This window comes from Allostella sp. (assembly GCF_041913585.1).
In the GTDB taxonomy this organism is placed as follows: domain Bacteria; phylum Pseudomonadota; class Alphaproteobacteria; order ATCC43930; family Allostellaceae; genus Allostella.
On record NZ_JAYSFE010000027.1, the window covers coordinates 15,146 to 41,324 of the forward strand.

General features: G+C 72.5%; 19 protein-coding genes. 7 read left to right on the forward strand and 12 right to left on the reverse strand.

The genetic code is table 11. The annotated features are described in order from the left end of the window. Nucleotides 1-11: 11 nt before the first annotated feature. Nucleotides 12-1,772 (reverse strand): acetolactate synthase 3 large subunit, encoded by a 1,761-nt coding sequence (locus tag ACE3Q3_RS07445; RefSeq protein WP_374444084.1) that lies wholly within the window; start codon nucleotides 1,770-1,772, stop codon nucleotides 12-14. An 86-nt stretch (nucleotides 1,773-1,858) separates the two neighbouring features. After that, nucleotides 1,859-2,827 carry a tRNA (adenosine(37)-N6)-dimethylallyltransferase MiaA gene (gene miaA / locus ACE3Q3_RS07450; protein WP_374444085.1) on the reverse strand — a complete coding sequence of 323 codons (969 nt, stop codon included), beginning with the start codon at nucleotides 2,825-2,827 and terminating at the stop codon, nucleotides 1,859-1,861. Between the two features lie 36 nt (nucleotides 2,828-2,863). On the opposite strand from miaA, the gene serB reads away from it, so the two are divergent. Next, the gene (gene serB / locus ACE3Q3_RS07455) at nucleotides 2,864-3,763 is read left to right on the forward strand and encodes a phosphoserine phosphatase SerB (protein WP_374444086.1); all 900 of its coding nucleotides are present in this window, start codon (nucleotides 2,864-2,866) and stop codon (nucleotides 3,761-3,763) included. An 11-nt stretch (nucleotides 3,764-3,774) separates the two neighbouring features. Here serB and ACE3Q3_RS07460 read toward each other — a convergent pair whose 3' ends face one another. The 4 genes from ACE3Q3_RS07460 to hflK all read right to left on the reverse strand — a co-directional run bounded on the left by ACE3Q3_RS07460 (nucleotide 3,775) and on the right by hflK (nucleotide 7,705). Then, entirely contained in the window at nucleotides 3,775-5,214 is a 1,440-nt protein-coding gene (locus ACE3Q3_RS07460; RefSeq protein WP_374444087.1) for a DegQ family serine endoprotease, read from the reverse strand. 232 nt (nucleotides 5,215-5,446) lie between these two features. Then, nucleotides 5,447-5,632, reverse strand: a complete 186-nt coding sequence (locus ACE3Q3_RS07465; RefSeq protein ID WP_374444089.1) for a DUF2065 domain-containing protein — start codon at nucleotides 5,630-5,632, stop codon at nucleotides 5,447-5,449. A 25-nt stretch (nucleotides 5,633-5,657) separates the two neighbouring features. Further along, nucleotides 5,658-6,557 (reverse strand): protease modulator HflC, encoded by a 900-nt coding sequence (gene hflC / locus ACE3Q3_RS07470; RefSeq protein ID WP_374444090.1) that lies wholly within the window; start codon nucleotides 6,555-6,557, stop codon nucleotides 5,658-5,660. Then, nucleotides 6,554-7,705, reverse strand: a complete 1,152-nt coding sequence (gene hflK / locus ACE3Q3_RS07475; RefSeq protein WP_374444091.1) for an FtsH protease activity modulator HflK — start codon at nucleotides 7,703-7,705, stop codon at nucleotides 6,554-6,556. The genes hflC and hflK overlap by 4 nt, the downstream gene beginning before the upstream one ends. A gap of 136 nt (nucleotides 7,706-7,841) precedes the next feature. On the opposite strand from hflK, the gene apbC reads away from it, so the two are divergent. Next, nucleotides 7,842-8,966 carry an iron-sulfur cluster carrier protein ApbC gene (gene apbC / locus ACE3Q3_RS07480; RefSeq protein WP_374444093.1) on the forward strand — a complete coding sequence of 375 codons (1,125 nt, stop codon included), beginning with the start codon at nucleotides 7,842-7,844 and terminating at the stop codon, nucleotides 8,964-8,966. A 38-nt stretch (nucleotides 8,967-9,004) separates the two neighbouring features. Here the strand turns inward: apbC and ACE3Q3_RS07485 are convergent, their stop codons facing one another. Then, entirely contained in the window at nucleotides 9,005-10,375 is a 1,371-nt protein-coding gene (locus tag ACE3Q3_RS07485) for an amidase (protein ID WP_374444094.1), read from the reverse strand. 206 nt (nucleotides 10,376-10,581) lie between these two features. Between ACE3Q3_RS07485 and ACE3Q3_RS07490 the strand changes: the two genes are divergently transcribed. Together ACE3Q3_RS07490 and ACE3Q3_RS07495 are read left to right on the forward strand one after the other, a co-directional pair. Beyond that, on the forward strand, nucleotides 10,582-13,194 hold the full coding sequence (locus ACE3Q3_RS07490) for a Mur ligase family protein (protein WP_374444096.1): 2,613 nt from the start codon (nucleotides 10,582-10,584) through the stop codon (nucleotides 13,192-13,194). After that, the gene (locus tag ACE3Q3_RS07495; protein ID WP_374444098.1) at nucleotides 13,191-16,955 is read left to right on the forward strand and encodes a glycosyltransferase; all 3,765 of its coding nucleotides are present in this window, start codon (nucleotides 13,191-13,193) and stop codon (nucleotides 16,953-16,955) included. Before ACE3Q3_RS07490 ends, ACE3Q3_RS07495 begins: the two co-directional genes overlap by 4 nt. On the opposite strand, the gene ACE3Q3_RS07500 is transcribed toward ACE3Q3_RS07495, so the two are convergent. Beyond that, the gene (locus ACE3Q3_RS07500) at nucleotides 16,910-18,067 is read right to left on the reverse strand and encodes an anhydro-N-acetylmuramic acid kinase (protein ID WP_374444100.1); all 1,158 of its coding nucleotides are present in this window, start codon (nucleotides 18,065-18,067) and stop codon (nucleotides 16,910-16,912) included. The two genes, ACE3Q3_RS07495 and ACE3Q3_RS07500, sit on opposite strands and share 46 nt — an antisense overlap. 87 nt (nucleotides 18,068-18,154) lie before the next feature. On the opposite strand from ACE3Q3_RS07500, the gene tyrS reads away from it, so the two are divergent. Then, on the forward strand, nucleotides 18,155-19,408 hold the full coding sequence (gene tyrS / locus ACE3Q3_RS07505) for a tyrosine--tRNA ligase (RefSeq protein WP_374444102.1): 1,254 nt from the start codon (nucleotides 18,155-18,157) through the stop codon (nucleotides 19,406-19,408). A gap of 182 nt (nucleotides 19,409-19,590) precedes the next feature. Beyond that, nucleotides 19,591-19,770 carry a hypothetical protein gene (locus tag ACE3Q3_RS07510; protein WP_374444104.1) on the forward strand — a complete coding sequence of 60 codons (180 nt, stop codon included), beginning with the start codon at nucleotides 19,591-19,593 and terminating at the stop codon, nucleotides 19,768-19,770. Between the two features lie 4 nt (nucleotides 19,771-19,774). Here the strand turns inward: ACE3Q3_RS07510 and ACE3Q3_RS07515 are convergent, their stop codons facing one another. The 4 genes from ACE3Q3_RS07515 to ACE3Q3_RS07530 form a co-directional block, all read right to left on the reverse strand. After that, nucleotides 19,775-20,620: a carbon-nitrogen hydrolase family protein gene (locus tag ACE3Q3_RS07515; RefSeq protein ID WP_374444106.1), complete on the reverse strand. Its 846-nt coding sequence runs from the start codon at nucleotides 20,618-20,620 to the stop codon at nucleotides 19,775-19,777. A 19-nt stretch (nucleotides 20,621-20,639) separates the two neighbouring features. Further along, nucleotides 20,640-21,824 (reverse strand): alanine--glyoxylate aminotransferase family protein, encoded by a 1,185-nt coding sequence (locus ACE3Q3_RS07520; RefSeq protein WP_374444108.1) that lies wholly within the window; start codon nucleotides 21,822-21,824, stop codon nucleotides 20,640-20,642. A gap of 72 nt (nucleotides 21,825-21,896) precedes the next feature. Next, complete coding sequence (locus ACE3Q3_RS07525; RefSeq protein ID WP_374444111.1) at nucleotides 21,897-23,231, reverse strand: NAD(P)/FAD-dependent oxidoreductase; 1,335 nt, start codon at nucleotides 23,229-23,231, stop codon at nucleotides 21,897-21,899. A 68-nt stretch (nucleotides 23,232-23,299) separates the two neighbouring features. After that, nucleotides 23,300-24,058 (reverse strand): MlaA family lipoprotein, encoded by a 759-nt coding sequence (locus tag ACE3Q3_RS07530; protein WP_374444113.1) that lies wholly within the window; start codon nucleotides 24,056-24,058, stop codon nucleotides 23,300-23,302. 119 nt (nucleotides 24,059-24,177) lie between these two features. On the opposite strand from ACE3Q3_RS07530, the gene ACE3Q3_RS07535 reads away from it, so the two are divergent. Continuing rightward, nucleotides 24,178-26,179, forward strand: a 2,002-nt coding sequence (locus ACE3Q3_RS07535) for an ATP-binding protein (RefSeq protein WP_374444115.1), incomplete at its 3' end; no start/stop codon positions are given.

The following is a 26,179-nucleotide window of genomic DNA, read 5'->3' on the forward strand; positions in this document are numbered from 1 at the left end:
CGAGCCGCCCCCTATACGAGCACCATCCCCTCGTCCGAGACCGTCGTCTGGCGGCGATCCTCCGGCCCCATCAGCATCTCGTTGTGCGCCGCCCCCGAGGGGATCATCGGGAAGCAGTTCTCCTTCTGGTCGACGCACATGTCGAGGATGAAGGGCCGCGGCGTCTCGATCATCTCGCGGATCGCCGCATCGACGTCGCCGACCTCGGTGACCCGGCGGCCGACGGCGCCGAACGCGTCCGCGAGCTTCACGAAGTCGGGCAGCGAGTCGGAATAGCTCTCCGAGTAGCGGGCGCCGTGCAGCAGTTCCTGCCACTGCCGCACCATCCCCATCCACTGGTTGTTGAGGATGAGGATCTTCACCGGCAGCCGGTACTGGGCCAGCGTCGACATCTCCTGGATGTTCATCAGGATCGAGGCCTCGCCCGCCACGTCGATGACCAGCGCGTCGGGATGGGCGATCTGCACCCCCATCGCCGCCGGCAGGCCGTAGCCCATGGTGCCGAGACCGCCCGAGGTCATCCACTGGTTCGGGCCCTCGAAGCGCAGGAATTGCGCCGCCCACATCTGGTGCTGGCCGACCTCGGTGGTGATGAAGGTCTGCCGGCCACGGGTCAGTTCGCGCAGCCGCTCCAGCGCGTATTGCGGCTTGATGACCTGGTCGGTCTTCTCGTAGGCGAAGCAGTTGCGGGCCCGCCACTCCTCGATCTGCTTCCACCAGGCCTTGAGCGCGCCGCGGTCGGCTTTGGCCTTGCGCCGCTTCCACTCCGCCAGGATCGCCGCCGCCGTCCGTCCGGCGTCGCCGACGATGGCGAGGTCGACGCGGACGTTCTTGTTGATCGAGGACGGGTCGATGTCGATGTGGATCTTGCGCGAGCCCGGCGAGAACTTGGTGAGGTTGCCGGTCACCCGGTCGTCGAAACGCGCGCCGACCGCCACCATCACGTCGCAGCCGTGCATGGCGAGGTTGGCCTCGTAGCTGCCGTGCATCCCCAGCATGCCGAGCGACTGCGGGTCCGATGCCGGGAAGGCGCCGAGGCCCATCAGCGTCATCGTGCAGGGGAAGCCCGTCGTCCGGACGAGGTCCGTCAACACCTGCGCCGCCTCGGGCCCGGCATTGATGACGCCGCCGCCGACATAGAAGATCGGCCGCTTCGCCTGCTCCAGCATGTCGACCGCCGCCGCCACCGCCTTGGCGTCGGGCTCGACCTGCGGCCGGTAGGTGCGGTGGGTGACGGCCTCGGGCGGCAGGTACTGGCCGGCGGCGAACTGGACGTCCTTGGGCAGGTCGATCACCACGGGGCCGGGCCGGCCGCTGCGGGCGACGTGGAACGCCTCGTGAATCGTCCGCGCCAGCTGGTCGACGTCCTTGACCAGGTAATTGTGCTTGGTGCAGGGCCGGGTGATCCCCGTCGTGTCCGCTTCCTGGAAGGCGTCGTTGCCGATCAGGTGCGTCGGCACCTGGCCGGTGAAGCAGACGATCGGGATCGAATCCATCAGCGCGTCGGTCAGGCCGGTGACGGCGTTGGTCGCGCCGGGGCCGGACGTGACGAGGACGACGCCGACCTTGCCGGTCGAGCGGGCATAGCCCTCGGCCGCATGCACCGCCGCCTGCTCGTGGCGCACGAGGATGTGGCGGACATGGTTCTGCTTGAAGAGCGCGTCGTAGATCGGAAGTACCGCGCCGCCCGGATATCCGAAGATTACGTCGACGCCCTGGTCCGCGAGCGCCTTCATGACGATTTCGGCTCCGTTCGGCTGCTGGTCCGTCATTTCTCCCATTCCTTCCGATCGGGGCGCACGCGCCCCGTCCGACGGGTCGGCCCCGTCGGCAAGGCGCGCAACCTAGAGCCGGCCGATCAGGCGGTCAACCGAAACGGACGAAGAAATGCAAAGATTTCCGGCAGCAGCCTTTCCGAATATTGCTCGCGCAGGGTCCGATGCGTCGGCATGTCGCGCGGCGCCTGATGCCGGAACCAGGTGAGCTGGCGCTTGGCATACTGCTCGGTCGCGCGGACCGCCGCCGCCGTCGCCGCCTCCAGGGTCCATTCGCCGGCGACGTGGCGGGCCAGTTCCGGCACCCCCACCGCCTTCATCACCGGCAGGTCGGGGGCGAGACCGAGCGCCAGGAGCCGCCGCACCTCGTCGACGGCGCCCTCCTCCAGCATGGCGCGGAAGCGCCGCGCGATCAGCGGCTGCAGCGTCAGGCGCGGCGGCATGACCAGGATCGCCGCCACCCGGGGCGCGTCCGCCGGGGCCGCCGTCGCCCGCTGCCAGTCCGCAAGCGTCCGGCCGGTCGCGGTCACCACCTCCCAGGCGCGCACCAGACGCTGGCTGTCGCCCGGCGCCAGCCGCGCCGCCCCGTCCGGGTCGAGGGCGGCGAGTTCGGCATGGAAGGCCTCGCCGCCGAGCCGGCGATGGCGCTCCCGCCCCTCGGCCCGGACGGCGTCCGGAATGTCGGGCACGGCGGCCAGTCCCCGCAGCAGCGCGCGCAGGTAGAGGCCGGTCCCGCCGACCAGGATCGGCAGGCGGCCGCCGGCGCGAGCGGCCGCGATCTCGGCGACCGCCATCTGCCGCCAGCGCTCGGCCGAACCGATTTCGGCCGCCGCCAGCACGCCATAGAGGCGGTGCGGCACCGCCGCCTCGTCCTGCGGCGACGGCCGCGCCGTCAGCACCCGCAGGTCGGCATAGAGCTGCTGGCTGTCGGCATTGACGATGGTGCCGCCGAAGCGGCGTGCCAGCGCCAGTGCCAGCGCCGACTTGCCGCCGGCGGTCGGCCCGGCCACCACCAGGGCCTCGATGTCGCCTCCCGTGTGCGCTTCGGTCATGTTGCAGTGCGGCAGGGCCGGCTCCTATACAGCGGCATGACTCATGTCCTCACCCTTGTCGCCGGCGCCGCGGAAGGCCGGCTCGGGCCGTCGGTTCCGGCCGCGGCCCAGGCGGCGCTCGCCGGCGCCGGCGCCCGGGTCGGCATGCCCGACTGGCTGGCGCCGGGGATCGCCTGCGACCTCGCCTACGCCGCCGACGACCCGGCGGCCGCCCACGCCGCCGCCGCCCTGGCCCTGGCGCCGGCAGCCATCGACGTGCTCGCGACCCCGGTCGCCGGCCGGCGGCGGCGCCTGCTGGTCTGCGACATGGAGGCGACGGTCGTCGAGAACGAGTTGCTCGACGACATGGCGGCGCTGGCCGGGCTCGGCGACGCGGTCGCCGCCGTGACCCGCCGCGCCATGGCGGGAGAGATCGACTTCGCCGCCTCGCTGCGCCACCGCACGCGCCTGTTCGCGGGCTACGGCGAGGCCCTGCTCGCCGCCGCCGCCCGCGGCATCCGCCCGGTCGCCGGCGCGCGCACCCTGGTCGCGACCATGCGCCGCTCCGGCGCGCTCACCGCGCTCGTGTCCGGGGGCTTCTCGATCTTCGTCGACCGCGTGCGCGCCGAGCTCGGTTTCGACCTCGGCTTCGCCAACCGCCTCGCCTGGGACGGGGACCTCCTGACGGGCGAGGTGGCCGAACTCGCGATCACGGCGGAGGGCAAGCGGGCGACGCTGGAGCGGCTCGCCGCCGAACGTCACCTCTCCACCGCCGAGGCGGTTGCGATCGGCGACGGCGCCAACGACCTCGCCATGCTGGCCGCCGCCGGCCTCGCCGTCGGATTTCGCCCGAAGCCGCCGGTGGCGGCCGCGGTCGCCAACCGCATCGTCCATTCCGACCTGACCGCCGTCCTCTACCTCCAGGGCTACCGTCCGGCCGAGTTCGCGGCCGGCTGACGGCGCGCGGGTCAGCCGCGGTCGATGCGGAGCGCGACGAAGCGCAGGTCGCCCTGGCGGTCGATCAGCAGCAGCAGCGACTTGCGGTTGGCCCGACGGGCCTCCTCGACCTTGGCCGCAACCTCGGCCGGCGTCTTCACCTCTTCCTGACCGACCTCGAGGATGACGTCGCCGGCACGGACGCCCTTCTCCGCCGCCGGGCTGTTCGGCGACACCGCCGTCACCACGACGCCGTTGACCTCGTCGCCGATGCTGAACTTCTGCTTCAGGTCCGCCGACAGGCCCGACAGCGACAGGCCGAGGGCCTCGGCCGTCATCGGCTTCTGCTCGCCGCCCTTGGGAAGCGCCGCGACCTGCTCGGATTCCTCGCTCTCGTCGAGCTCGCCGACCTTGACCTCGAAGGACATCTCGCGGCCCTTGCGCCAGACCACGACCTTCGCGCGCTTGTTGATCGGCGTCTCGGCGACGACGCGGGGCAGGCGTCGCATCTCGGTGATGTCGCGGCCGTCGAAGGCGAGCACGACGTCGCCCGGCTGGATTCCCGCCTCGGCCGCCGGCCCCTTCTCGCTGGTGCTCGCCACCAGCGCCCCGCGCGCCTTGCCCAGCCCCAGCGTCTCGGCGATCTCGTCGCTGACGCCCTGGATGCGCACGCCGAGCCAGCCGCGCCGGGTCCGGCCGAACTCCTTGAGCTGCTGGACCACCGGGCGGGCGAGCGCGGACGGGATGGCGAAGCCGATCCCGATCGAGCCGCCGGACGGGGAGAAGATGGCCGTGTTCACGCCGATCACTTCGCCCGCCATGTTGAACAGCGGTCCGCCCGAATTGCCGCGGTTGATCGAGGCGTCGGTCTGGATGAAGTCGTCGTAGGGGCCGGCATTGATGTCGCGCTGGCGGGCGGAGAGGATGCCGGCCGTCACCGAGCCGCCGAGCCCGAACGGGTTGCCGATCGCCAGCACCCAGTCGCCGACCCGGGCCTGGTCCGAATCGCCGAACTTCACCGCCGTCAGCGGCTTGGTCGGCTTGACGCGCAGCAACGCCAGGTCCGTCTTGGTGTCGCGGCCGACCAGTTCGGCCTTGAGGCTGGTGTCGTCCTGGAGGATGACCGTGATCTCGTCGGCGTCGGCGACGACGTGATTGTTGGTGACGATGAGGCCGGCGGCGTCGATGACGAAGCCGGAGCCCAGCGACGTCGCCCGGCGCGGCGGGGCGTCCGGCCGGTTGTTGCGCTCGAAGAACTCGCGGAAGAAGTCCTCGAAGGGCGAGCCGGGCGGGAACTGCGGCATCTCCGGCAGGCGGCGCTGCTGCCCGGTCTGCGCGGCCCCGCCCCGGGACTGCTGCGACGTCGAGACGTTCACGACCGACGGCAGCAGCTTGGCGGCGAGGTCGGCGAAACTCTCCGGCGCCGACCGCGCCGCCGCGGGCTGGACCCAGGCGACGGTCGCGACCGCCATCGCCAGCCATGCGGCGACTCCAAAGCGGCGACGGCCGCGGGCGCGGCCGCAGTCTCGGGGGGTCGGGAGGCCGCACCCGGCGGCCATCGGGATCATGCGAGCCAAGCTCAGCTCCATCGGTGAGACGCCGGCACCTCGCGGCGGCCGGCGGGCGCGCCCGTCCGGGCGCGAATCCGTCCGGCATTATGCGAGAAACGCGCCGAAGGCGGAAATCGCGATTGCGTCATCGCCGTCAGCCGCGCGCGAGCCAGACCACCGCGACGCCGACGATGGCCGCCAGCAGCCCGGCCATCCGCAAGGTGCCCTCCGGCAGTTCGAGCGCCTGGCGCATCATCCGTCGCATCTGCTCGGGAAATGCGGCGTAGGCCAGTCCTTCGATCACGAGGACCAGCCCGCACGCCACCCAAAGCACCTCCATCCCGGTCCTTGGTCCGAGACGCCGCTCACTGCTGCGCCGGCGCCCGAGGCGGCACCGTCAGCCCCTTCCGGTCCGAGAAATACCGGAAGAACTCGCTGTCGGGCGCAAGCACCATGGTCGTGTCGCCGGGGTTGATCGCTTCCCGATAGGCCTGCATCGAGCGGTAGAAGGCGAAGAAGGACGGGTCCTTGCCGAAGGCGTCGGCATAGATCCGCACCGACTCCCCTTCGCCCTCGCCGCGCAGGATCTGCGCCTGCTTCTGCGCCTCGGCGATGATGACGGTGCGCTCGCGCTCGGCCCGCGAGCGGATGCGCTGCGCCAGTTCCGCACCCTGCGCCCGGAACTCGCGCGCCTCGCGTTCGCGTTCGGACTGCATGCGGGCGAAGATCGCCTGGCTGTTCTCTTCGGGGAGGTCGGCCCGCCGGAGCCGGACGTCGATGACGTCGAGGCCGAAGTTGGTGGCCGCCTTGTTCACGTCGACCCGGATCTCCTCCATGATCCGGGACCGCTCGTCGGAGAGGACCTGGGCCAGGGTGACGTTGCCGATGACGCGGCGCAGGCTGCCGCTGATGGTGGCGCCGAGACGCGTCTGGGCGAGCGCTTCGGCGCCGATCGTCTGGTAGAAGCGCAAGGGATCGACGATCCGGTAGCGCGCATAGGCGTCGATCACGAGCCGCTTCTGGTCGGAGGCGATGACCTCCTCCGACGGCGGCGCGAAGTCGAGCAGGCGCTTGTCGTAGAAGACGGCGTTCTGGATGAACGGCACCTTCACCTTGAGCCCCGGCTCCTGGATGACCCGCTTGGGCTCGCCGAACTGCAGGACGATCGCCTGCTCCGCCTGGTTGACGATGAAGAGCGACGAGGTGGCGAGGATGACCGCGGCGACCAGCGCGACGCCGAGGCCGATCAGGAACTTGCGGTTCATTGCTGGGTGCCCCCGGTGGGCGTGCGGGACGAGGTGGAGGGCGGTGCGGCCTGCCCGGGCCGCCGCGCGACCTCCGGCAGCGGCAGGTACGGAACGACGCCCGACCCGGCGGCACTCTTGTCGATGACCACCTTGTTCACGTTCCGCAGCACCTCCTCCATCGTCTCCAGATAGATGCGCTGGGTGGTGACGTCGGGGGCGGCGCGATAGGCCTGATAGACCGAGGTGAAGCGCTGGGCGTCACCCTCGGAGCGGGCGACCACCTCCTGCTTGTAGGCTTCGGCCTCCTGGACGAGGCGCTCGGCCTCGCCGCGGGCGCGCGGGATGATGTCGTTGCGGTAGGCTTCCGCCTCGTTGCGCAGGCGCTCCTGGTCGGCGCGGGCGCGCTGGACGTCGCGGAAGGCGTCGATCACGGGGCCCGGCGGGTCGACCTTCTGGAGCTGGACCTGGGTGACCAGGATGCCGGCCGTGTAGTTGTCGAGCACCTCCTGCAGCAGGCGCAGCGTATTCTGCTCGATCTCGCGACGGCCCTCGGCGAGCGCCAGCGCGATCGGAATCTGGCCGATCGATTCACGGATCGCGCTCTCGGCCGCCGCCTTCACGGTCTGCTCGGGGGAGCGGATATTGAAGAGGAACTCGCCGGCGTTGCGGATGACCCAGAACACCGTGAAGTTGATGTCGACGATGTTCTCGTCGCCGGTCAGCATCAGGCTCTCTTCCGGCACCTGCCGGACCGCCCCGCTGCGCACCGTCTCGGCGGCGCGGAAGCCGATCTCGACCCGGTTGACACGGGTGACCTTCGGGGTCAGCACCGCCTCGATCGGCGTCGGCAGGTGGTAGTTGAGGCCCGGCTGCGTCGTCTTGACGAACTCGCCGAAGCGCAGCACCACGCCCTGCTCGTCGGGCAGTACGCGATAGAAGCCGCTCGCCAGCCAGATCAGCCCCAGCACCACGACGATCACCGCGACGCCACGACCGCCGCCGAAACCGCGCGGCATCAGGCGTCGAAAGCGATCCTGTCCCTGGCGGATCAGGTCCTCGAGGTTCGGAGGCTGCGAACCGCCGCCGGAGGGCCCGCGCCCCCACGGCCCCTGGCCGCCGCCACCGCCGCCCCAAGGGCCGCCGCCCCCCTGATTGTTCCACGGCATTCGCCGTTCTCCTTGTCCCCGAACGCTCGCGGGCCGCCGCTTGGCAAACGCCGCGCGACGGCCCCATATGACATGACTGGCCGCGGACGCGCGGCAGGTCAACGCGATATTTGCCAGCGAGCAGGAGTTTTCAAGGATGAGCGCCATCACCGAGGACGCGATCCTCGCCGCCCTTCGCACTATCCGGGATGGCGAGCGGGGCGACCTCGTCGGTCTCGGGATGGTCTCGGGGCTGCAGATCAAGGACGGCCATGTCGCCTTCGCGATCGAGGTCGATCCGGCGCGCGGGCCGGCGCTCGAGCCGCTGCGGCGGGCGGCGGAGAAGGCCGTCGACGCGCTGCCGGGCGTGCTGTCGGTGACCGCGGTCCTGACCGCGCACCGGAATGCGGCGGCGGCCGCGACCGCGCCGCACGGGCACGGCGCGGCGCCGCGCGGCGCCTCGCCCGGCGCCGGACGCGGCGCCATCGCCGGCGTGCGCACCATCGTCGCCGTCGCCTCGGGCAAGGGCGGGGTCGGCAAGTCGACCGTCGCCGTCAACCTGGCGCTCGGCCTCGCCGCCAACGGGCTCGCGGTCGGCATCCTCGACGCCGACATCTACGGGCCGTCGATGCCCCGGATGACCGGAATCTCCGGCCGGCCGACCTCGCACGACGGCCGCGTGCTCGAACCGATGCAGCGTCACGGCATCAAGGTCATGTCCATGGGCTTCCTCGTCGCCGAGGACACGCCGATGATCTGGCGCGGCCCGATGGTGATGAGCGCGCTGCAGCAGATGCTGCGCGACGTGAACTGGGCGCCGCTCGACATCCTGGTCGTCGACATGCCGCCCGGCACCGGCGACGCACAGCTGACGATGGCCCAGCAGGTGCCGCTGTCGGGTGCCGTCATCGTCTCGACGCCGCAGGACATCGCGCTGCTCGACGCCCGCAAGGGCCTCAACATGTTCCGCAAGGTCGACGTGCCGGTCCTCGGCATCGTCGAGAACATGAGCTACTTCTGCTGCCCCAATTGCGGCCACCGGTCCGAGATCTTCGGCCATGGCGGCGCCCGGCGCGAGGCCGAGCGGCTCGGCACCGAGTTCCTCGGCGAGATCCCGCTCGACATCGCGATCCGCGAAACCTCCGACGGCGGCACCCCGATCACCGTCGCCGAGCCGAACGGCCCGCACGCCGCGGCCTTCCGCGCGCTCGCCGCCCGCGTCTGGCAGCTGGTCGGCACCGACGACGCCCGCCGCGCCCCGCCACGGATCGTCGTGCGGTAGGCGGACGGGGGCGGCAGCGGCCGCCCCCTCCCCGCCGCTCAGAGGCGCGTCTCGTCCATCCAGCGGGCGATGGCGCAGGTCGCCTCGTCGCCGTCGGGGTAGCCCATGATCTGGACCCCGAGCGGCATGCCTTCCTGCGCCAGCAGCGGCACCGTGAAGACGGGGGCGCCGAGCGTCGAGGACGGGACGTTCATGATCGGGTTGCCGGTCGATGCCAGCCCGCGCGGCGCCACGCCGGGGGCCGGCAGGCCGACGAAGCCCTCGATCGCCGGGCGCAGGACGGCGTGGCGGCGGCGCATCTCGTTGCGGATTTCGACGGCGCGGCGGTACTGCTCGATGGTGATCGTCTCCCACTGCGCCAGCCGGTCGGCGATCGAGCGGCTGAGCAGCCCTTCGCCCTTCTCGCGATAGGCGGCGAGCGGCCATTTCAGTTCCCAGCCGATGATCGTCATCGAGTTGTCGGCGCAGGGAGCGACCGCCTCCTCGAGCGCCGCCACGCCCGGATGGTCGCGCCGCGACAGCACCGTCACGCCGGCCGCGCGCAGCCGCTCGACATAGGCCCCGAGCGCGTCCCTGGCCGCCCCGTCGGCGATCTCCCAGCCGGGGCCGTCCAGGCGGGCCAGCACGCGCGGCGGCCGAGCCGGCGGCAGTTCGGCCCCCGAACCGAAGATGCCGGGATAGCCCGGGTCGCCGCCGGCCAGGCGCGACGTCTCGAAGGCGACCGCCCAGGCATCGGCGAGCGAGCCGGCATGGAGGCCGAGATGGCTCTGGCTCAGGCTGGAATGGCCGCCGCCGCGATTGAGGGCGCCGTAGGAAGGTTTGTAGCCGTAGTTGCCGCAATAGCTGGCGGGCCGGATGATCGACCCCATCAACTGGCTGCCGAAGGCGACCGGCACCATGCGCGCCCCGACGGCGGCCGCCGATCCCGACGACGAGCCGCCCGGCGTCCGGGCGGGGTCGAACGGGTTGGTGGTGGGGCCGGGATGGCTGAACCCGAACTCGGTCGTCACCGTCTTGCCGAGCACGACGACGCCGGCCTGCCGGCGGAGCGCATAGACCGATGCCGCGTCGCGATGCGATTCCCAGCCGGCATAGATCGGGCTGCCCATGCCGGTCGGCATGTCCTCGGTCTCGTAGAGGTCCTTGACCCCGAGCGGCATCCCGTCGAGCGGACCGAGGGGCCGGCCGGCCTTCCAGCGCGCCGCCGCCGCGTCGGCGGCACGCCGCGCCCCCTCGGGATTGGTGGCGACGAAGGCCCGCACCTCGCCGTCGCGCAGGGCGATGATCTCCAGGCACCGCTCCAGATAGGCCCGCGGCGAATCCGACCCGTCGGCGAAGCGCGGCCGCACGTCCTGGAAGGACAGGAGGCGGGTGGTTCCGGGCTCGTAGGCAGTGCCGCTCGCGTCCATGACCGATCTCTCCGTCGCGTGTGCAGCGGGGACGGTATCGCGAACCTCCCGTGCGCGGCGAGGCCCAAGGGTGCGCTTGCCGTGGCGAGGCCGGGTTCGCTACCATCGACGCGCTTGGTGCGCCACCGATGACCCGACCGGCGAGCATGGGGGTTTCGCCTCCGCTGGGAGACGACGCCCGCGACGCACCGACTGGTGCCGCCGGCGTGTCGCACCTCCGCATCCTCGGCACCCACGGGTTCGCCGGTCCGAACCACATCCGGCTGGCGCCGATCGTGATGATGGCGGTCGATTTCGGTCCCTGGGCGGCGGCCGTCACGAGCGCCCGGTCGGCCGCGTTCCGGGGCCGGCTGCAGGCGGCGATGCCGGCCGCCTGGGCAGCGCTCGACCCCGCCGCGACGACCGCGCCCCTTCCCGACCTGGCGGCGGCCATGGCCGTCGCCGCCCAGCGGGCGGAGCACGCGGCCGTCGACTGGTGGGCGAGCCGCCCGGCCACGGGCGCGGGCCGCGTCGAACTGATGACCGGCTACGAGGAACCGATGATCGCCGTCGCCGCCCTGCGCTGGGCGGTCGTCGCGGTCGATGCCGCGATCGCGGCCGAGACCGGCGTCGCCTCGTCCGCCGATCCCGAGGCCGCCCGCCGGCAGTTCCTCGAGGCGCTCGACACCTACCAGCTCGTCCATACCACCCGCATGCAGATCCGCGAGGCGGAACGGCGCGGCATCCCGCACCACCGCCTGTTCCCGCTGGCGCCGGTGATCCAGTTCGGCCACGGCGCCCGCCAGCAGCGCGTCGTCGCCGCCAGCACCAGCCGCACCTCGCACATCGGCCAGTCGATCGCCAGCGACAAGGTCTACACCAGCCGACTGCTGGCCGAGGCGGGGCTGCCGGTGCCGAAGCAGCAACCGGTGTGGAGCCTCCGGGAAGCGACGGAGGCGGCCGCGGCGATCGGCTATCCCGTCGTCGTCAAGGCCGGGCGGGTCGACAAGGGCGAGGCGGTGGCGGCCGGCCTCGCCGGCCCGGAGGAGGTCGAGGCCGCCTACCGGCGTCTGCATCGGCACGGGCGCCTGCTCGTCGAGAAGCACGTTCCCGGGGCCGACCACCGCTGCCTCGTGGTCGGCGGCCGGGTCGTGGCCGCGGCCCGGCGGATCCCGGCCCATGTCGTCGGCGACGGCCGCCACAGCGTCGCCGAACTGATCGACGCCGCCAACCGCAGCCCGCGGCGGGCCACGGGCGACCGGTCCCCCGATCTCGTCACCATCGCCGTCGACGACGTCGTCCGCGGCGAGCTGCGGCGCCAGCGGCTCGACCTCGACTCCGTGCCGGCCGACGGCCGGATCGTCGCGCTGCGCGCCACCGCCAACATCTCGACCGGCGGCACCAGCATCGACGTGACCGACCGCCTCCATCCCGACACGCGCCGCGCCGTCGAGACCGCCGCGCGCGTCCTCGATCTCGACATCGCCGGCGTCGACGTCATCACCACCGACATCGGGCGGCCGCTCGCGGAGACGGGCGGCGCTATCTGCGAGGTGAACCAGACGCCGGGCCTGCGGCCGCACGTCGCCGACCCGGCCTCGCCGGATGCCGCAGCCGCGCTCGTCGATCACCTCTTCCCCGATGGCGGCGACGGCCGCATCCCGCTCGCCGCCGTGACCGGGACCAACGGCAAGACCACGACCGTGCGCATGGCGGCCCGCATCCTGCGCGCCATGGGCCGCAACGTCGGCCAGGCGACGACCGAAACGGTCCAGATCGACGAGCATGTGTTGGCCCGGGGCGACCTCGCCGGGCCACCCGGCGCCCGGATGCTGCTGCAGGATCCGCTGGTCGAGACCGCGGTCGTGGAAGTCGCCCGCGGCGGCCTGCGCCGGCTCGGGCTCGGCTTCGACCGCTGCCATGTCGGCGCGGTCCTCAACGTCGGCGACGATCATGTCGGCACCGACGGCATCGCCAGCCGCGAGGAACTGGCGGACATCAAGTCGCTGATCGTCCGGGTGGCGACGGACCTCGCGGTGCTCAATGCCCGCGATCCGCTGTCGGCTGCCATGCGCGACCGGACGCCGGCGCGACAGACCTGCTTCGTCTCGACCGATCCGACCGCACCCCTGGTCGCGGGCGGGCTGCCGCCCGGCGACATCGCCGCCACGCTGCGGGGAAGTGGCGGCGACGCCACCCTCGTCCTGCGCATCGACGGCAGCGAGGTACCGCTGGCGCGGGTCGATGCGCTGCCGGCGGCGGACGGCGGGCGGGCGATGCACAATGTCGAGAACGCGCTCTTCGCCGCCGCCATCGCCTGGGGCCTGGGCGCGACCACGACAGCCATCGCCGAGGGCCTCGCCGGCTTCGACCTCGGATGGGACAGCACGCTCGGCCGCATGTCGGTGATCGGCGGCCTGCCGTTCCGCCTCGTCGTCGACTACGGCCACAATGCCGACGCGATCGCCGCGATGCGGGCGTGGTCCGCGACCCAGGAGGTGTCCGGCCGCCGCATCTGCCTCTTGAACGCGCCCGGCAACCGCCGGAATCAGCACTATCCCGGCCTCGCCGCGGCCGCAGCCGGCGGCTTCGACCACTATGTCTGCAGCGACCCCGACAAGCTCCGCGGCCGCCGGCCGGGCGAGGTCGCGTCCCGGCTCGCGCAGGGACTGGTCGGCGCCGGGGTTCCCCGCGAACGGGTCGCGGTCGTGCCGGCCGAGGCGGAGGCCGTGGGCCGCATCCTCGACCGCGCCGGCCCGGGCGATCTCGTGGTTCTCTTCTGCCACGATCCCGCCCGCGCCCATCGCCTCGCCGAGGCGCGCCGGAGCGCCCGGGCGTGACTGCCGGAGACGCCGCCCTCGCGGCAGCCCCGGCGAAGCGTCCGGCGACGACGATTCCGCGCATCCTGCACTTCACCTGGCGGACGCCCGACATTCCCGCCCGCTACCGTCCCTTCTTCGACGGCTGGGCGCGACACCACCCCGGCTGGGCGGTCCGGCTCTGGACCGACGCCGACCTGCGCGATTTCGTCGCCCGGCACGATCCCGGGTTCCTGCCGATCTTCGACGCCTATCCGGACCCGATCGAGCGGGTCGACACGGGCCGCTACCTCGTCCTGGCCCATCTCGGCGGCGTCTTCGTCGATCTCGACCTCGAGTGCTTCCAGCCGATCGATGCGCTGCTCGACGGCGAGAGCCTGGTGCTCGGGCTGGAGCCGGACAGCCATGGCGAGGCGCTCAAGGCGACGCGCCGCGGCATCACGCGGATCCCGTGCCCGACCTTCATGGCGTCGACCCCCGGGCACGCCTTCTGGTCCGACGTCCGGGCGGCGCTGCCGATCGCGCGGCGGGCGGCCGATCCGCTGGACGTCTCCGGCCCGTTCCTCCTCAGCCGCGTCCTCGCGCGCTACCGCGGCTCCGACCCCGTGCGGGTGCTGCCGTCCGAGACCCTCTATCCGGTCGACCGCGATTCGGCCTGGGAGGGGGCGCTGTTCGACATCGAGCGCTGGAACGCCGTCGCCCTCCGGGCCTACACCCACCACCACTGGGACGGCTCCTGGTTCCGCACGGTCGGCGACGCCCATTTCGGGGCGCCGGCCCGCGCCGCGGCGCTCGTCCGCCGGCCCGATCGCCCCGGCGCCGGCCGCACGCTCCTCTTCCGGGGCAGCCCGCCGCCGATCGACCCGGCCGAGGGCTTCGTCTCGTGCCTCATGGTGACCGGCGGCCGGGCGCCCCTGGCCGCCGTGGCGATCCGCTGCTTCCAGGCGCAGACCTGGGCGGCGCGCGAACTCGTCATCGTCGACGACGATCCCGACCCCGCCCTCGCCGAAACCGTCCGCCGCCTCGGCGATCCCGCGATCCGGCACATCCGGCTGCCGCCCGAGGGACGGACGCTGGGCGAACTGCGCAACCTCGCGATCGATGCCGCCCGGGGGCCGTTCGTCTGCCAGTGGGACGACGACGACCTCTACGACCCGTTGCGCATCGAGTACCAGATGCGGGCGCTCGCCATGACCGGGACCGACGCCTGCTTCCTCCTGCGCTGGCTGCAGTGGATGCCGGCCGAACCGGCGGTCTCGGTCTCGACGCGGCGGCTGTGGGAAGGATCGCTGCTCGGCCGCAAGACCGCCGTCGGCCGCTATCCCGGCCTGCGGCGCGGAGAGGACACCCCGGTCGCGCAGGCGATCGTGGCCAGCGTGCCGACGGTGCATCTCGATCTGCCCCGCCTCTACCTCTATGTCGGCCATCAGCGGAACACCCACGATCCGTCCCACCATCGCCACCTGCTCGAGGTGGCGACGGCACGCTTCCCGCCGCAGCGGACCGCCGCGATCCTGCACGAACTGGCCCGGCGGCTGCCCATCCCGGCCTACGAGCAGGCGCTCGACGCCCTCGCCGCCCTCCCGCCGCCCTCCAAGCCGCCCCCCGTCCGCCCGCTCGCCGACATCGCCGCCGAGGCCCATCAGGCGATGCGCGATCGGCGCCACGAGGACGCGCTGCACGGCTGGGAGGAGATCCTGCGGCACGGCGACGACTTCACCGCCGCCATCGGCCGCGGCGAGGCGCTGTCGCGCCTGCGCCGGATCAATGCGGCGATCGCGCAGTTCCGCGACGTCGCCCGCCGCTACCGGCGCTCGGCCGAAGGGCCGGCACGGCTCGGGCAGGTGCTGCTCGCGATCGACCGGCCGGAGGACGCCCGCAAGGCCTTCGAGGAGGCCCTGCGGCGAAACCCCGGGCACGCCATGAGCCTGATCGAACTCGGGATCATCGACCTCAAGGCCGGTCGGCTGGACGCGGCCGAGCCGCGCTTCCTGCGGGCGATCGAACGGGCACCGGCCGAGCGGCGCGGCTGGATGGGCGCGGCCGCGGTCGCCGTCCGCCGCCACGACTGGCCGCTTGCCCTGGAACGCTGGCGCGCCGTCTGGGAGCGCTTCCGCGACCCGACCGCGCCGCAGGAGATCGCCGGCGCCCTGCTCGCCATGGGCCACCTGCGGGAGGCCTGGGACTTCCTGGAAGCGCTCCCGGCCGACGCCCTGCCGGCCCGGGAACGGCTGTTCGGGTTCGCCTGGCTGGCCAAGCTCGCCCATGACGGTCGGCGCCTGCTCGCCGAACTCGAAGCCGCGCGCCCGCAGGCGATCGCCGACGACGTCCTGCGACGCATGCTGATCGAGGCCCTGACGCTGAACGGCCGCGCCGCCGAGGCGGCGGCGATCGTGGCCGAGGCCGGCATCGGGAGCACGCCGACGAGCCAGATGTTCTCGATCCACGCCCTCGTCGCCGGCGGTCGCGAGGATCTGGCGACGCACCATCTGCGGCGCCTCGGGCAGCCCCCCGCCCTCCTGCGCACCGCCGCCCGCCTGCTGCCCGACATCCTGGCCCAGGCCCGGCGGGACGACGGACCGGCCGGCGTCCGGCGGGTGCTGGAGGCGCTGGCGGGGTCGGCCGGCTCACCGCGCGAGTTGCGGCTCGCCGGCCTCTTCGAGCGCGAATGCGCCGACAGCCTCGACGCCCTGTTCGGCGGGGCGCCCCTGCCGGCGCCGGTCGAGCGGCGCCCCCTGGCGGTGCCGGCGGCGGCCGAGGACATCCCGCCCGGCTGGGCTTCCGACCCCATGGATCGCGCCTGGACGGCGATCGAGCGGGTCCGGGAGCGCCATGGCACCGTCCGGCTCGACCTCCGCGTCAACCTGTCCGAGGCGCTGGCGGTCGCGGACCGGATCGCGGCGGCGATCGCCGACCGGACGCCGCTGTCGGTTCTCCGCCTCGGCGACGGCGAGGGCAATTTCCTCCCCTACGCCGCCGATCTCGCCGCACACCAGGGCCAGGACCAGCGTTCCATCCAGCGCCTGTGGTGGAGCGACCGCATGCTCGACCGCGACGCCACGGCCCATCTCATGGGCCTCCTCGCCGACGCCGTGCGCGCCGCCGATATCGTCGGCATCCCGGACCAGTACCGCCTCGCCAACTCCCTCGGCCGCGCCATGCGGCCCGGCCAGACGAGCCGCGGACTGATGGCCGTGGTCGAGCAGTTCGCGGGCTTGGCGCCGGCACCGCCGGCGGGGGCCGTCGCCGGCCCCGGCGCCACGATCACATCCTGCCATCTGCACAGCGCGCTGGCCTGGTGGGGGCTGTGGGACGTCGTTCTCGGCCGCGCCGGAACCGGAGCGGTGGTGACCGGCCGGTCCGATCTCGGCCCCGCCCTGGAACGCCGGTTCGGCTTCCACGTCGCGCGCACCCACCGCGTCCCGGCCGAACGCAAGTATGTCCGCGACGGCGCCGGCCGGGCCGAGGGCGATCACTATCCGGACGGGTTGGAGCGCGTCTGCCGCGAACTCGCCGCCGAGGTCCGGCCGGGACAGGTGGTGCTGGTCGCGGCCGGGATCCTCGGCAAGGTCTATTGCGCCCATGTCCGCGCCGCCGGCGGCATCGCCCTCGACGTCGGCAGCGCCGCCGACCACTGGTGCGGACACGTCACCCGGACCCGCGACGAGGCGGCCTGCTACCAGCCGCCGCCCGGGCTGGCCGCGGCCTATGCCGGGCGGCCCGACCTCGATCGCCTCTACCCGGCGCTGGCTCCGTCGGCCTTCTTCCACGGCAAGGGCTGACCCGGCACCGGCCAAAGCCGGCCGCCGGTCATCGGCGCAGGCACCCCGGTCGTCCGCGGCAGGCTGAGCGGCAGGCCGCGCACGGACCGGACGGCCAGGAACGCAAAGGCTTCCGCCTCCAGCGCGTCGCCGTCCCACCCGACCGCCTCGACCGGGTCGACGGGCACGCCGAGGCGCCGCCGCAGCCCCTCGAGGAGCGCGGCATTGCGCCGGCCGCCGCCGCCGACCAGCCAGCGCCGGGGCGGCGCCGGGCAGCGGCGGCCCCCTGCGGCCACCGCCTCCACGGTGAAGGCCGCCAGCGTCGCCGCCCCGTCCTCGGTCGACAGGTGGCCCCCGACCAGGCGCCCAACGGCATCGCGTCCGAGTTCGTCCCGGTCGAGGGACTTCGGCGCCGGCCGCGAGAAATACGGGTGGGACAGCAGGCGCGCGAGGGTGGCGGCATCGACCCGGCCGGATCGGGCCAGCATCCCGTCGGCGTCGAACGGTTGCCCGGTGCGCGCCCTGACCCAGTCGTCGACGAGCGCGTTGCCGGGCCCGGTGTCGAACGCCACGAGGTCGTCGTCGGCACCGATCCAGGTCAGGTTGGCGACCCCGCCGATGTTGAGCACGGCCATGGGCCGTTCCAGTCCCGCGGCCAGGGCCCGGTGATAGACCGGCACCAGCGGCGCCCCCTCGCCGCCGGCCGCGACGTCGGCCGAGCGGAAATCGTCGACGACCGGAATGCCGGTCAGCCGCGCCAGCAGGCCGCCGTCGCCGATCTGGCGCGTGAGGCGTGCCACCGGCCGATGGAGGACGGTCTGGCCGTGGAACCCGACGAGGCCGACGGCGGCGGCCGGCAGGTCGGCGGCGCCCAGGAGCGCTGCCACCGCGTCCACGTGCCGCTCGGTCAGTTCGCGGGCCGCGCCGGCAACGTCGCCACGGTCGCCGAGCACGGCGCGCAGGCGGTCGCGGAACGCTTCGGGATAGGGCAAGGTCACCGACCGGCCGAGACGGCGCACGCTCTCGCCGTCCGTTTCGATCATGGCGGCATCGACGCCGTCCAGGGAGGTCCCGCTCATCAGTCCGATGGCGAGAACGGGGGCGAATCGCGGCTCGGGCGTCGTTTGCGGCACGGCGCGAGTGTGCTAAAGGGCGGCGCCCCCGGCAAGCACGCCCCGCAGGCGCATCGCTCGGCCGGGCCCATTCCCGGAAAGCCCCCGATGACCCGACCCGCCTCCGACTTCATCGCCACCCTGCAGGACCGCGGCTTCATCCACCAGATGACCGACGGCCAGGCGCTCGACGAGCGTTGCAGCAAGGGCGTGGTCGTCGCCTATATCGGGTTCGACTGCACCGCCGACAGCCTCCATGTCGGCCACCTGCTGCAGATCATGAGCCTGCGCTGGTTCCAGCGCACCGGCCACAAGCCGATCGTGCTGATGGGCGGCGGCACCACCAAGGTCGGCGACCCCTCGGGCCGCGACGAGACGCGCCGCCTCCTGTCCGAGGAGGACATCGAGCGCAACAAGGCCAGCATCCGCAAGACCTTCGCCAACTACCTGACCTTCGGCGACGGGCCGACCGACGCGGTCATGGCCGACAATGCCGAGTGGCTCGACCGGCTCGGCTACATCCAGGTGCTGCGCGACATCGGCCGGCACTTCTCGGTCAACCGGATGCTGACGATGGACAGCGTCCGGCTGCGGCTGGAGCGCGACCAGCCGCTGACCTTCCTCGAGTTCAACTACATGATCCTCCAGGCCTACGACTTCCTGGAGCTGTCGCGCCGCTACGACTGCACGCTGCAGATGGGCGGCTCGGACCAGTGGGGCAACATCGTCAACGGCATCGACCTGACGCGCCGCATCGACGAGCGCCAGCTCTTCGGGCTGACGACGCCGCTGATCGCCACCGCCTCGGGCGCCAAGATGGGCAAGACCGCGTCGGGCGCCGTCTGGCTCAACCCCGACCGCCTGTCGCCCTACGACTTCTGGCAGTTCTGGCGGAACACCGAGGACGCCGACGTCGGCCGCTTCCTCCGCCTCTTCACCGACATGCCGCTCGACGAGGTGGCCCGGCTGGAGGCGCTGGGCGGCGCCGAGATCAACGAGGCCAAGAAGATCCTGGCGACGGCGGCGACGGCGCTCTGCCACGGCCGCGAGGCCGCCGATACCGCCGCGGAAACCGCCCGCCGGACGTTCGAGGACGGCGCCGCCGGCGGCGACCTGCCGACGATCGCCGTCGAGCGCGCCCGGCTCGAAGCCGGCGTGCCGGCCTACGAGCTCTTCCGGCAGGCGGGCCTCGCCGCCTCGAACGGCGAGGCGCGCCGGCTGGTGAAGGGCGGCGGCGCGCGCCTCAACGACGCCGCGATCGAGGACGAGCAGCGGGTCGTCACGCTGGCCGACCTCGGCGCCGACGGCCGCCTCAAGCTGTCCGCCGGCCGCAAGCGCCACGCGCTGGTCGAGGTTGCCTGACCTCCCGGCCGCGGCCGGGCTTGCGCCCGCCGCGGCCGCATCCTACCTCTGTCGCATGCGACCGCCACGGGCCTGACCGGCCCCTCCCCTGACCCACGACGCACCCGGCACTTGAGGTGCGTCCTGGAGGAGGAGCAGGCATGGATCCGCAGGTCCCGAAGAAATCCCTTGAACGCGCACGCGTGGATGCCGCCGTCGACCGGTGGCGCGACGCCAAGGCCGGTCCGGTCCGGCTCTGGTCGGAACTGAGCGACGGCGACAAGGAGCGGCTGGCGATGCGGCGGCTGCGCAGCGTCGCCGCATCGCTCGGCTGGGACGAGGTCCTGCACCGCATCGGCATCCGCCGGCGGGTGCAGGACTGACGGGTCAGGCCGTCCGGCCGATCGTCTGGTAGAGTTCGGGGCGGCGCTGGTCCATCAGGGGATAGCGCCGCTTCACCTCGGCGATGTAGTCGAGGTCGATCACCGCCGTCAGGCAGCATTCGGTGTCCGGCGCCTGGGCGACGACGACGCCCCAGGGGTCGACGATCATGCTGCGGCCGACGAAGGCGAGACCGGAGGTCGGCTCCTGCCCGACCTGGCCGGACGCCACCACCCAGCACTGGTTCTCGGTTGCGCGCGCCCGGAGGAAGAACTCCCAGTGGTCGAAGCGCGGCGACAGGAACGCCGAGGCGCAGACGATGACCTCGGCGCCCTTGAGCGCCATCTCGCGATAGACCTCCGGGAAGCGCAGATCCGAGCAGACCGAGACGCCGACCGGTCCGAAGGCGGTCGGGAACACCGGCAGTTCGGTGCCGGCCGCCACCTTCTTCGATTCGACGTAGCCGGGCGGAATGTCCGGCCGATTCGGCGCATCGAAGAGATGCGTCTTCCAGTACTTGCCGACGACCTCGCCGTCCGGCCCGATCACCGGCGCCGAGTTGTAGTGGAGGTTGCCGTGCCGCTCGTACATCGAGCCGACGATGGTCATCCCCCAGGCCTGCGCCTTCTCGGACAGGCGGCGCGTGGTCGGGCCCGGGATCTCCTCGGCGATGCGGACGTGGCCGTCCTCGCCGGCGAAGCCGATCCCGGTCCACAGTTCCGGCAGCACCACCAGGGTCGAGCCCCGCCGCCCGGCCTCGTCGATGAGGTCGAGGGCGCGGGCGACCGTACCTTCCTTGTCGGCGTCGTTCGCGGTCACCTGGATTGCCGAAACGGTGCGCTGCCGTGCCATCTTCGTTCTCCCGGCTTCGTCAGTGGACGGCCGACTTCAAGGACCGCATCGCCGCCTCGACCCCGCCCTTGCCGTGCGGGATGCCGGCGAGATCGAGCCCCATCTCGACCGCGGTCAGGGCGCCCAGCAGCATCGGCTCGTTGAGATCGCCCATGTGGCCGATGCGGAAGACGCGGCCGTTGAGGCGCGACAGGCCGCCGCCGAGCGACACGTTGAAGCGCTCGCCGCAGACCTCGCGCAGGCGGTTGGCGTCGGCCCCTTCGGGCACCTGGACCGCCGTCACCGAGTTCGAGACGAGGTCGGGATTGGTGCAGAAGAGTTCCGGGCCGCCGCCCTCGCTCCACGCGGCGACGCAGGCGCGGGTGGCGGCGCCGAGCCGCGCGTGGCGGGCGAAGACGCCATCCAGCGTCTCCTCCTCGATCATCTTCAGCGATTCCTGGAGGCCGAAGATCAGGTGGACGGGCGCGGTGCCGGCGAAGCGCGCCTGGCGCTCGCCGTCCAGCATCCGCCGCCAGTCCCAGTATTCGCGCGGCAGCGTCGCCGACTGGCTGGCCGCCAGCGCCTTGCGGCTGACGCCCGTGAAGCACATGCCGGGCGGCAGCATCAGACCCTTCTGCGAGCCGCCGACCGCGACGTCGACGCCCCACTCGTCCATGCGGAAGTCGAACGAGCCGAGCGAGGAGATGGTGTCGACCAGGTAGAGCGCCGGATGCCCGGCGGCGTCGATCGCCTTGCGGATCCGGGCGACCGGATGGGCGACGCCGGTCGAGGTCTCGTTGTGGACCTGGAGGACGGCGCGGATGCGATGGTCGGCGTCGGCGCGAAGGCGCTCCTCGACCGCGGCCGGGTCGACGCCCGAGCGCCAGTCGAAGGGCACGGTCTCGATGACGAGCCCGTAGTGGGTCGCCATCTGCGTCCAGGAGGCCGAGAAGTGGCCGGTCTCCGGAACCAGGACGACATCACCCGGCGAACACAGGTTGACGACCGCGGATTCCCACGCGCCATGCCCGGATGCCGCGTAGGTCAGGACGATCTGCTCGGTCTTGAAGACCTTCTTCAGGCCGACCGCGCACTCCTCGTAGATCGCCTTGAACTCCTTCTGCGCGAAGTCGAGCGCCGGACGGTGCATCGCCCGCAGCACGCGGTCGGGAATGTTCGTCGGGCCAGGGTTCATGAAGAACATGCGGCCGCGCTGCACGGGCATGGTGGGTCGTCCTCTCGGAATCCGTGGTGGGGTCTAGACGGAGAGGCGCGGAAACTACCACGCCCGCCGCGGTCAGGCGAGCCAGCGGTCGAGGCGGTCGCGGAAGCGGTACCATTCGCCGATGATCGGCAGGAACCAGGGATTGCCGGAATAGAACGGCCGGGTCGGGAAGGCGACGCCGTCGAAGGCCGATGGCCGGTTCTGGGTGCGGGCGATCTTGCGGCCGAGCTGGGTCCCGAGCCACGTCATCGTCACGACGCCCGAGCCGTTGCAGCCCATGGCGTAGTGGATGCCGTCATGCTGGCCGAAATGCGGCAGCGCATCGAAGGTGAAGGCGACGTAGCCGGTCCAGCCGTGGGTAATCTTGACCGGCTTCAGCTCGGGGAAGACCTCCGTCATCATGCCGTGCAGCGTTCGCGCCGTGTTCTCGGGCGTGTCGCCGGCGAAGCTGGCACGACCGCCATAGAGGATCCGCCGACGGTCCTGCGACTGCCCGAAATAGGACAGCACCCGCTTGGTGTCGGCGATCGTCCGACCGTTCGGGATGAGGGCGCGGACCTGGTCCTCGGGCAGTTCCTCGGTCGCGATGATGTAGCTGCGCACCGGCACCAGCCGGCGGCGGAACCAGCCGAGTTCGGGGCCGGTATAGCCGTTGGTGGTCGCCACCACCTCCTTGGCGCGCACGTCGCCGGCCGCCGTCCGCAGCACGAAACCGGCGCCCTGGCGCTCGACCGCGGTCACCTTGGCATTCACCGACATGGTGGCGCCCGCGCGCCGGGCGGCGTCGCGGATGCCCTTGTGCAGCAGCGCCGGATGAAGGCGCCCCGATCGCTCGACCAGCATGCCGCCATGGAACGCGTCGGTCTTGATCTGCTCGTGCTGACGCTCGCGCGGCAGCATCGAGACGCCGGCGTTGGTCCCCGTCTGCAGCTTGCCGACCGACCTGGCGAGACGGTCGTAGTGGCGCGGCACGGCGGCGCCGACGAACCGTCCGGTCGGCCAGTAGTGGCAGTCGATGCCTTCGCGCCGGATCAGCTCCTCGAGATGGCCGAACGATTCCGCCGCCTCGGCGAGCATGGCCTTGGCGTGCTCCGGCCCGAGGCGCGCCTCGAGCGTGCTCTTGCCGTAGCCGGCGCGCCCTTTCCCGAGATTGGTGCCGGGCGAGACGCCGCCGCCGTTGCGCGTGCTGGCGCCGATCCCGAACACGGAATCGGCCTCCAGCACGTGCGCCTGGACGCCCGCCCGGGCGAGTTCCAGCGCGCAGGAGAGGCCGCCATAACCGGACCCGATGATCGCCACCTCGGTCTCCCTGGGCGTCGGCACCGCGCCCTCGGCCGTGGGCGGCGCCCATTCCCACCACCAGGGCGTGGTCTTGAACCCCTCGGCGAAGATCGAGGCGCTGGTCATCGCTGGCACTCCGTGCTGGACGGCGGCGGCCGGGGGCCGCCGCGGATTCGCTGGTCGATCGATCATAGTCACGGTGCCCGGCTGCGGGCGAGCGAATCGGCGCAGCGCGCCCGGCGCTGTTCCAGGTACGCCTCCCGCGTGGCGTCGTAGTCCCGGGTGCCGAGCGCCTTCGCCTTGGGATCGATCTGCCGGGTGGCGACGATATCGGCGGCGATCTCGACCGCCTCGGCGACGAAGATCGTCTGGAAGCTGGCGCCCGACCCCGCGAGAATGCCGACGGTGCTCCACAGGACGGCATTGACGAGGGCGACGTCGGCGACCGCGTCGCGGATCGTCCGCGGACCGATGAAGGGCAGCACCATGTAGCCGCCCTCGCCCACCCCGTAGCGGCAGAGCGCCAGCCCGACGTCGGCGTGGCGCGGCAAGAGGCCGCGGGCAGTCGCGCGGTCGTACCAGCCGAGGAACCCCTCGGTCGAGTTGATCGCCAGCCGCCGGGCGGCGGTCCGGGCGATCTCGAGGTCGCCGACCGCCAGGCTGGCGAGGACGGTGATCGGCTCGTTGACGAGGTTCGAGAGCATGTTGCCGAACCCGCCGCGGCGACGACCGCCGGGCGGCGACGGCTCGGGGACGGTCTCCGCCCCCCCGAACTGCCGCCCGAGCCACGCCATGCCGTCGCCGAAGGCGCCGTTGAAGGCGAACACCGCGCGGTTGTAGCGATCGAACCAGCCACGCTCCTCGGCCGCCGCCTCGGCCCGCGCGCCGGTCGCGCCGAGGACGCCGAGCAGCACGAGCGCCAGGATTGCGGCCCGCGACAAGCGGGCGGTCATTTCTCGTTCCATCGATTGCCAAGCCGGAAAGGCCGGCGATAGCCTGCGTCGATGGATGCACTGCTCCCTGTCGCTCCGACACCGGCCGAAGGATCGCGGGACCCCGCCCGATGACCCTGGTGCATCCTCGCGTCGGGCATGCCGGCATCGGTTCCCGATCCGGACCGGCGGACCCGCGCGTCGAGTCCTGGAACCTGCCGATCGCGCAGGTCGCCGCCGCGGCATGGATCATCGCCAGCCTCGCGCTCGGCGCGCTCGTGGCGACGCTGCAGCTCCGCGACCGCCATGCGACGCTGGAGACCTTCGCCGACCTCCGCACCTACAGCGCCAACGCCGCGGCGGACGCCATCGCCCGGATCATGCGGACGATGGACATCCTCTTCACCCATGCGCTGGACGACTGGCGCAAGGACGACGCGTCGCTGGGCACCCTGTATCGCTCCCTGGTCGATCTCGAGCAGCATGTCGGACACGATACGCTGGCCCTGGACGGCATCGCCATCGTCAGCCCCGACGGCCGGATCGCGCACCATTCCGACCCGGCCGCCCGCGGCATCGACGTCCGCGATCGCGAGTACTTCACGGTGCATCGCGACCTCGGCCGGGAATCGATGTGGATCGGCGAGCCGATCGCGACGCGCATGCCGTCCCGCAGCATCCTGCTTCCGGTGAGCTGGGCCATCCGGGGGGCGGACGGCGACTTCCGCGGCGTCCTCCTCGCATCCCTGTCTCCCGAAGTGCTGTCGCGCGTGCTCTTCAACTATCGCGACACCGAGGACAGTTTCGTGGCCCTGGCGTCCGCGGCCGGCGCCACCATGGCGACCGACCGCCGCGGCCGCTCGCTCGACGTTCCGGGGTCGATCATCTCCTCGATCGCCACCGAAGAGCGGTCGCCGATCGTCGTTGCGACCAGCATCGACGGCGTCGGCGGCACCTGGCACGTCGCCGCCCGCGGCGTCGCCGACACCGGCATGCGCGTCGTCCTGGGCGCGACCGAGGAGCAGATGCTGGCGGACTGGCATGTCCGCACCGTCACCATCGCGGCGCTGATCCTCTTCGTCATCCTCTTTCTCGGCGCCTTCGGCATCGCGATCGTGCGCCTCGCCCGCGAGGAGCACGTGACCCGCCGGCGCGCCGAGGCGGCGGCGCACCGCGCCACCCTGGCGGACCTCAGCAAGACCGAGTTCCTGGCGGTGATGTCGCACGAGATCCGGACGCCGCTGACCGCCATCATCGGGATGTCCGAGCTCATGTCCGCCAGCGACCTGCCGCCGGCCGAGCGACAGCAGCTCCACGCCATCCGGACCGGGGGTCGGCAGATGCTGGCCGTCGTCAACGATGTCCTCGATTTCACGCGGCTCGGCGCCGGAGGGGTCGAACTGGAGCGCATCCCCTTCTCGCTTCCCGGCCTCGTCGAGGAAGTGCGCTCGACCATGGGGCCCGTCGCCCGCGACCGGGGCCTCTCCTTCGATCTCGACATCCGGCAGGCGCCCGGCCCCTGGCTGCGCGGCGACCCCAACCGGCTCCGCCAGATCCTGCTGAACCTGGTCGGCAATGCCGCCAAGTTCACCGAACGGGGCGGCGTCACGCTCACGGTCGCGCCGTGCCCCGACGGCGAGAGACCCGGCGATCTGCGGACGGATGGTTCGCGGACCATGGTCCGCTTCGCCATCGCCGACACCGGCATCGGCATCCCCCGCGACCGGATGGACCGCCTGTTCCAGCCCTTCTCGCAGGCCGACAGCTCGATGGCGCGCCGCTACGGCGGCTCCGGCCTCGGCCTCGCCATCTGCAAGCGCCTCGTCGACGCCATGGGCGGGCGGATCACCGTCGAGAGCAGGGTCGGCGCCGGCAGCCGCTTCGTCGCCGACATCCCGCTCGCCATCGCCGACGCCCCGGCCCCGGAGCCCCCGGCGGAGCCGGCCGCGGCGGGCAACGGCCTTTCGCTGCTGGTGGCCGAGGACGTCGCGATCAACCGGGAACTGGTGCGCGCCGTGCTGACCGCCAAGGGGCACCGGGTGACCCTCGTCGCCGACGGTGCCGCCGCCGTGGCGGCGGTCGCCGCCGAGCGCTTCGACGCCGTCCTCATGGACATCCAGATGCCGGTCATGGACGGCATCG

Coding starts and splice junctions, on each gene's coding strand:
- ACE3Q3_RS07445 (WP_374444084.1), bottom strand. CDS start 1,772: ATGACGGACCAGCAGCCGAACGGAGCCGAAATCGTCATGAAGGCGCTC.
- miaA (WP_374444085.1), bottom strand. CDS start 2,827: ATGACCGAAGCGCACACGGGAGGCGACATCGAGGCCCTGGTGGTGGCC.
- serB (WP_374444086.1), top strand. CDS start 2,864: ATGACTCATGTCCTCACCCTTGTCGCCGGCGCCGCGGAAGGCCGGCTC.
- ACE3Q3_RS07460 (WP_374444087.1), bottom strand. CDS start 5,214: ATGGCGGTCGCGACCGTCGCCTGGGTCCAGCCCGCGGCGGCGCGGTCG.
- ACE3Q3_RS07465 (WP_374444089.1), bottom strand. CDS start 5,632: ATGGAGGTGCTTTGGGTGGCGTGCGGGCTGGTCCTCGTGATCGAAGGA.
- hflC (WP_374444090.1), bottom strand. CDS start 6,557: ATGAACCGCAAGTTCCTGATCGGCCTCGGCGTCGCGCTGGTCGCCGCG.
- hflK (WP_374444091.1), bottom strand. CDS start 7,705: ATGCCGTGGAACAATCAGGGGGGCGGCGGCCCTTGGGGCGGCGGTGGC.
- apbC (WP_374444093.1), top strand. CDS start 7,842: ATGAGCGCCATCACCGAGGACGCGATCCTCGCCGCCCTTCGCACTATC.
- ACE3Q3_RS07485 (WP_374444094.1), bottom strand. CDS start 10,375: ATGGACGCGAGCGGCACTGCCTACGAGCCCGGAACCACCCGCCTCCTG.
- tyrS (WP_374444102.1), top strand. CDS start 18,155: ATGACCCGACCCGCCTCCGACTTCATCGCCACCCTGCAGGACCGCGGC.
- ACE3Q3_RS07515 (WP_374444106.1), bottom strand. CDS start 20,620: ATGGCACGGCAGCGCACCGTTTCGGCAATCCAGGTGACCGCGAACGAC.
- ACE3Q3_RS07520 (WP_374444108.1), bottom strand. CDS start 21,824: ATGCCCGTGCAGCGCGGCCGCATGTTCTTCATGAACCCTGGCCCGACG.
- ACE3Q3_RS07525 (WP_374444111.1), bottom strand. CDS start 23,231: ATGACCAGCGCCTCGATCTTCGCCGAGGGGTTCAAGACCACGCCCTGG.
- ACE3Q3_RS07530 (WP_374444113.1), bottom strand. CDS start 24,058: ATGACCGCCCGCTTGTCGCGGGCCGCAATCCTGGCGCTCGTGCTGCTC.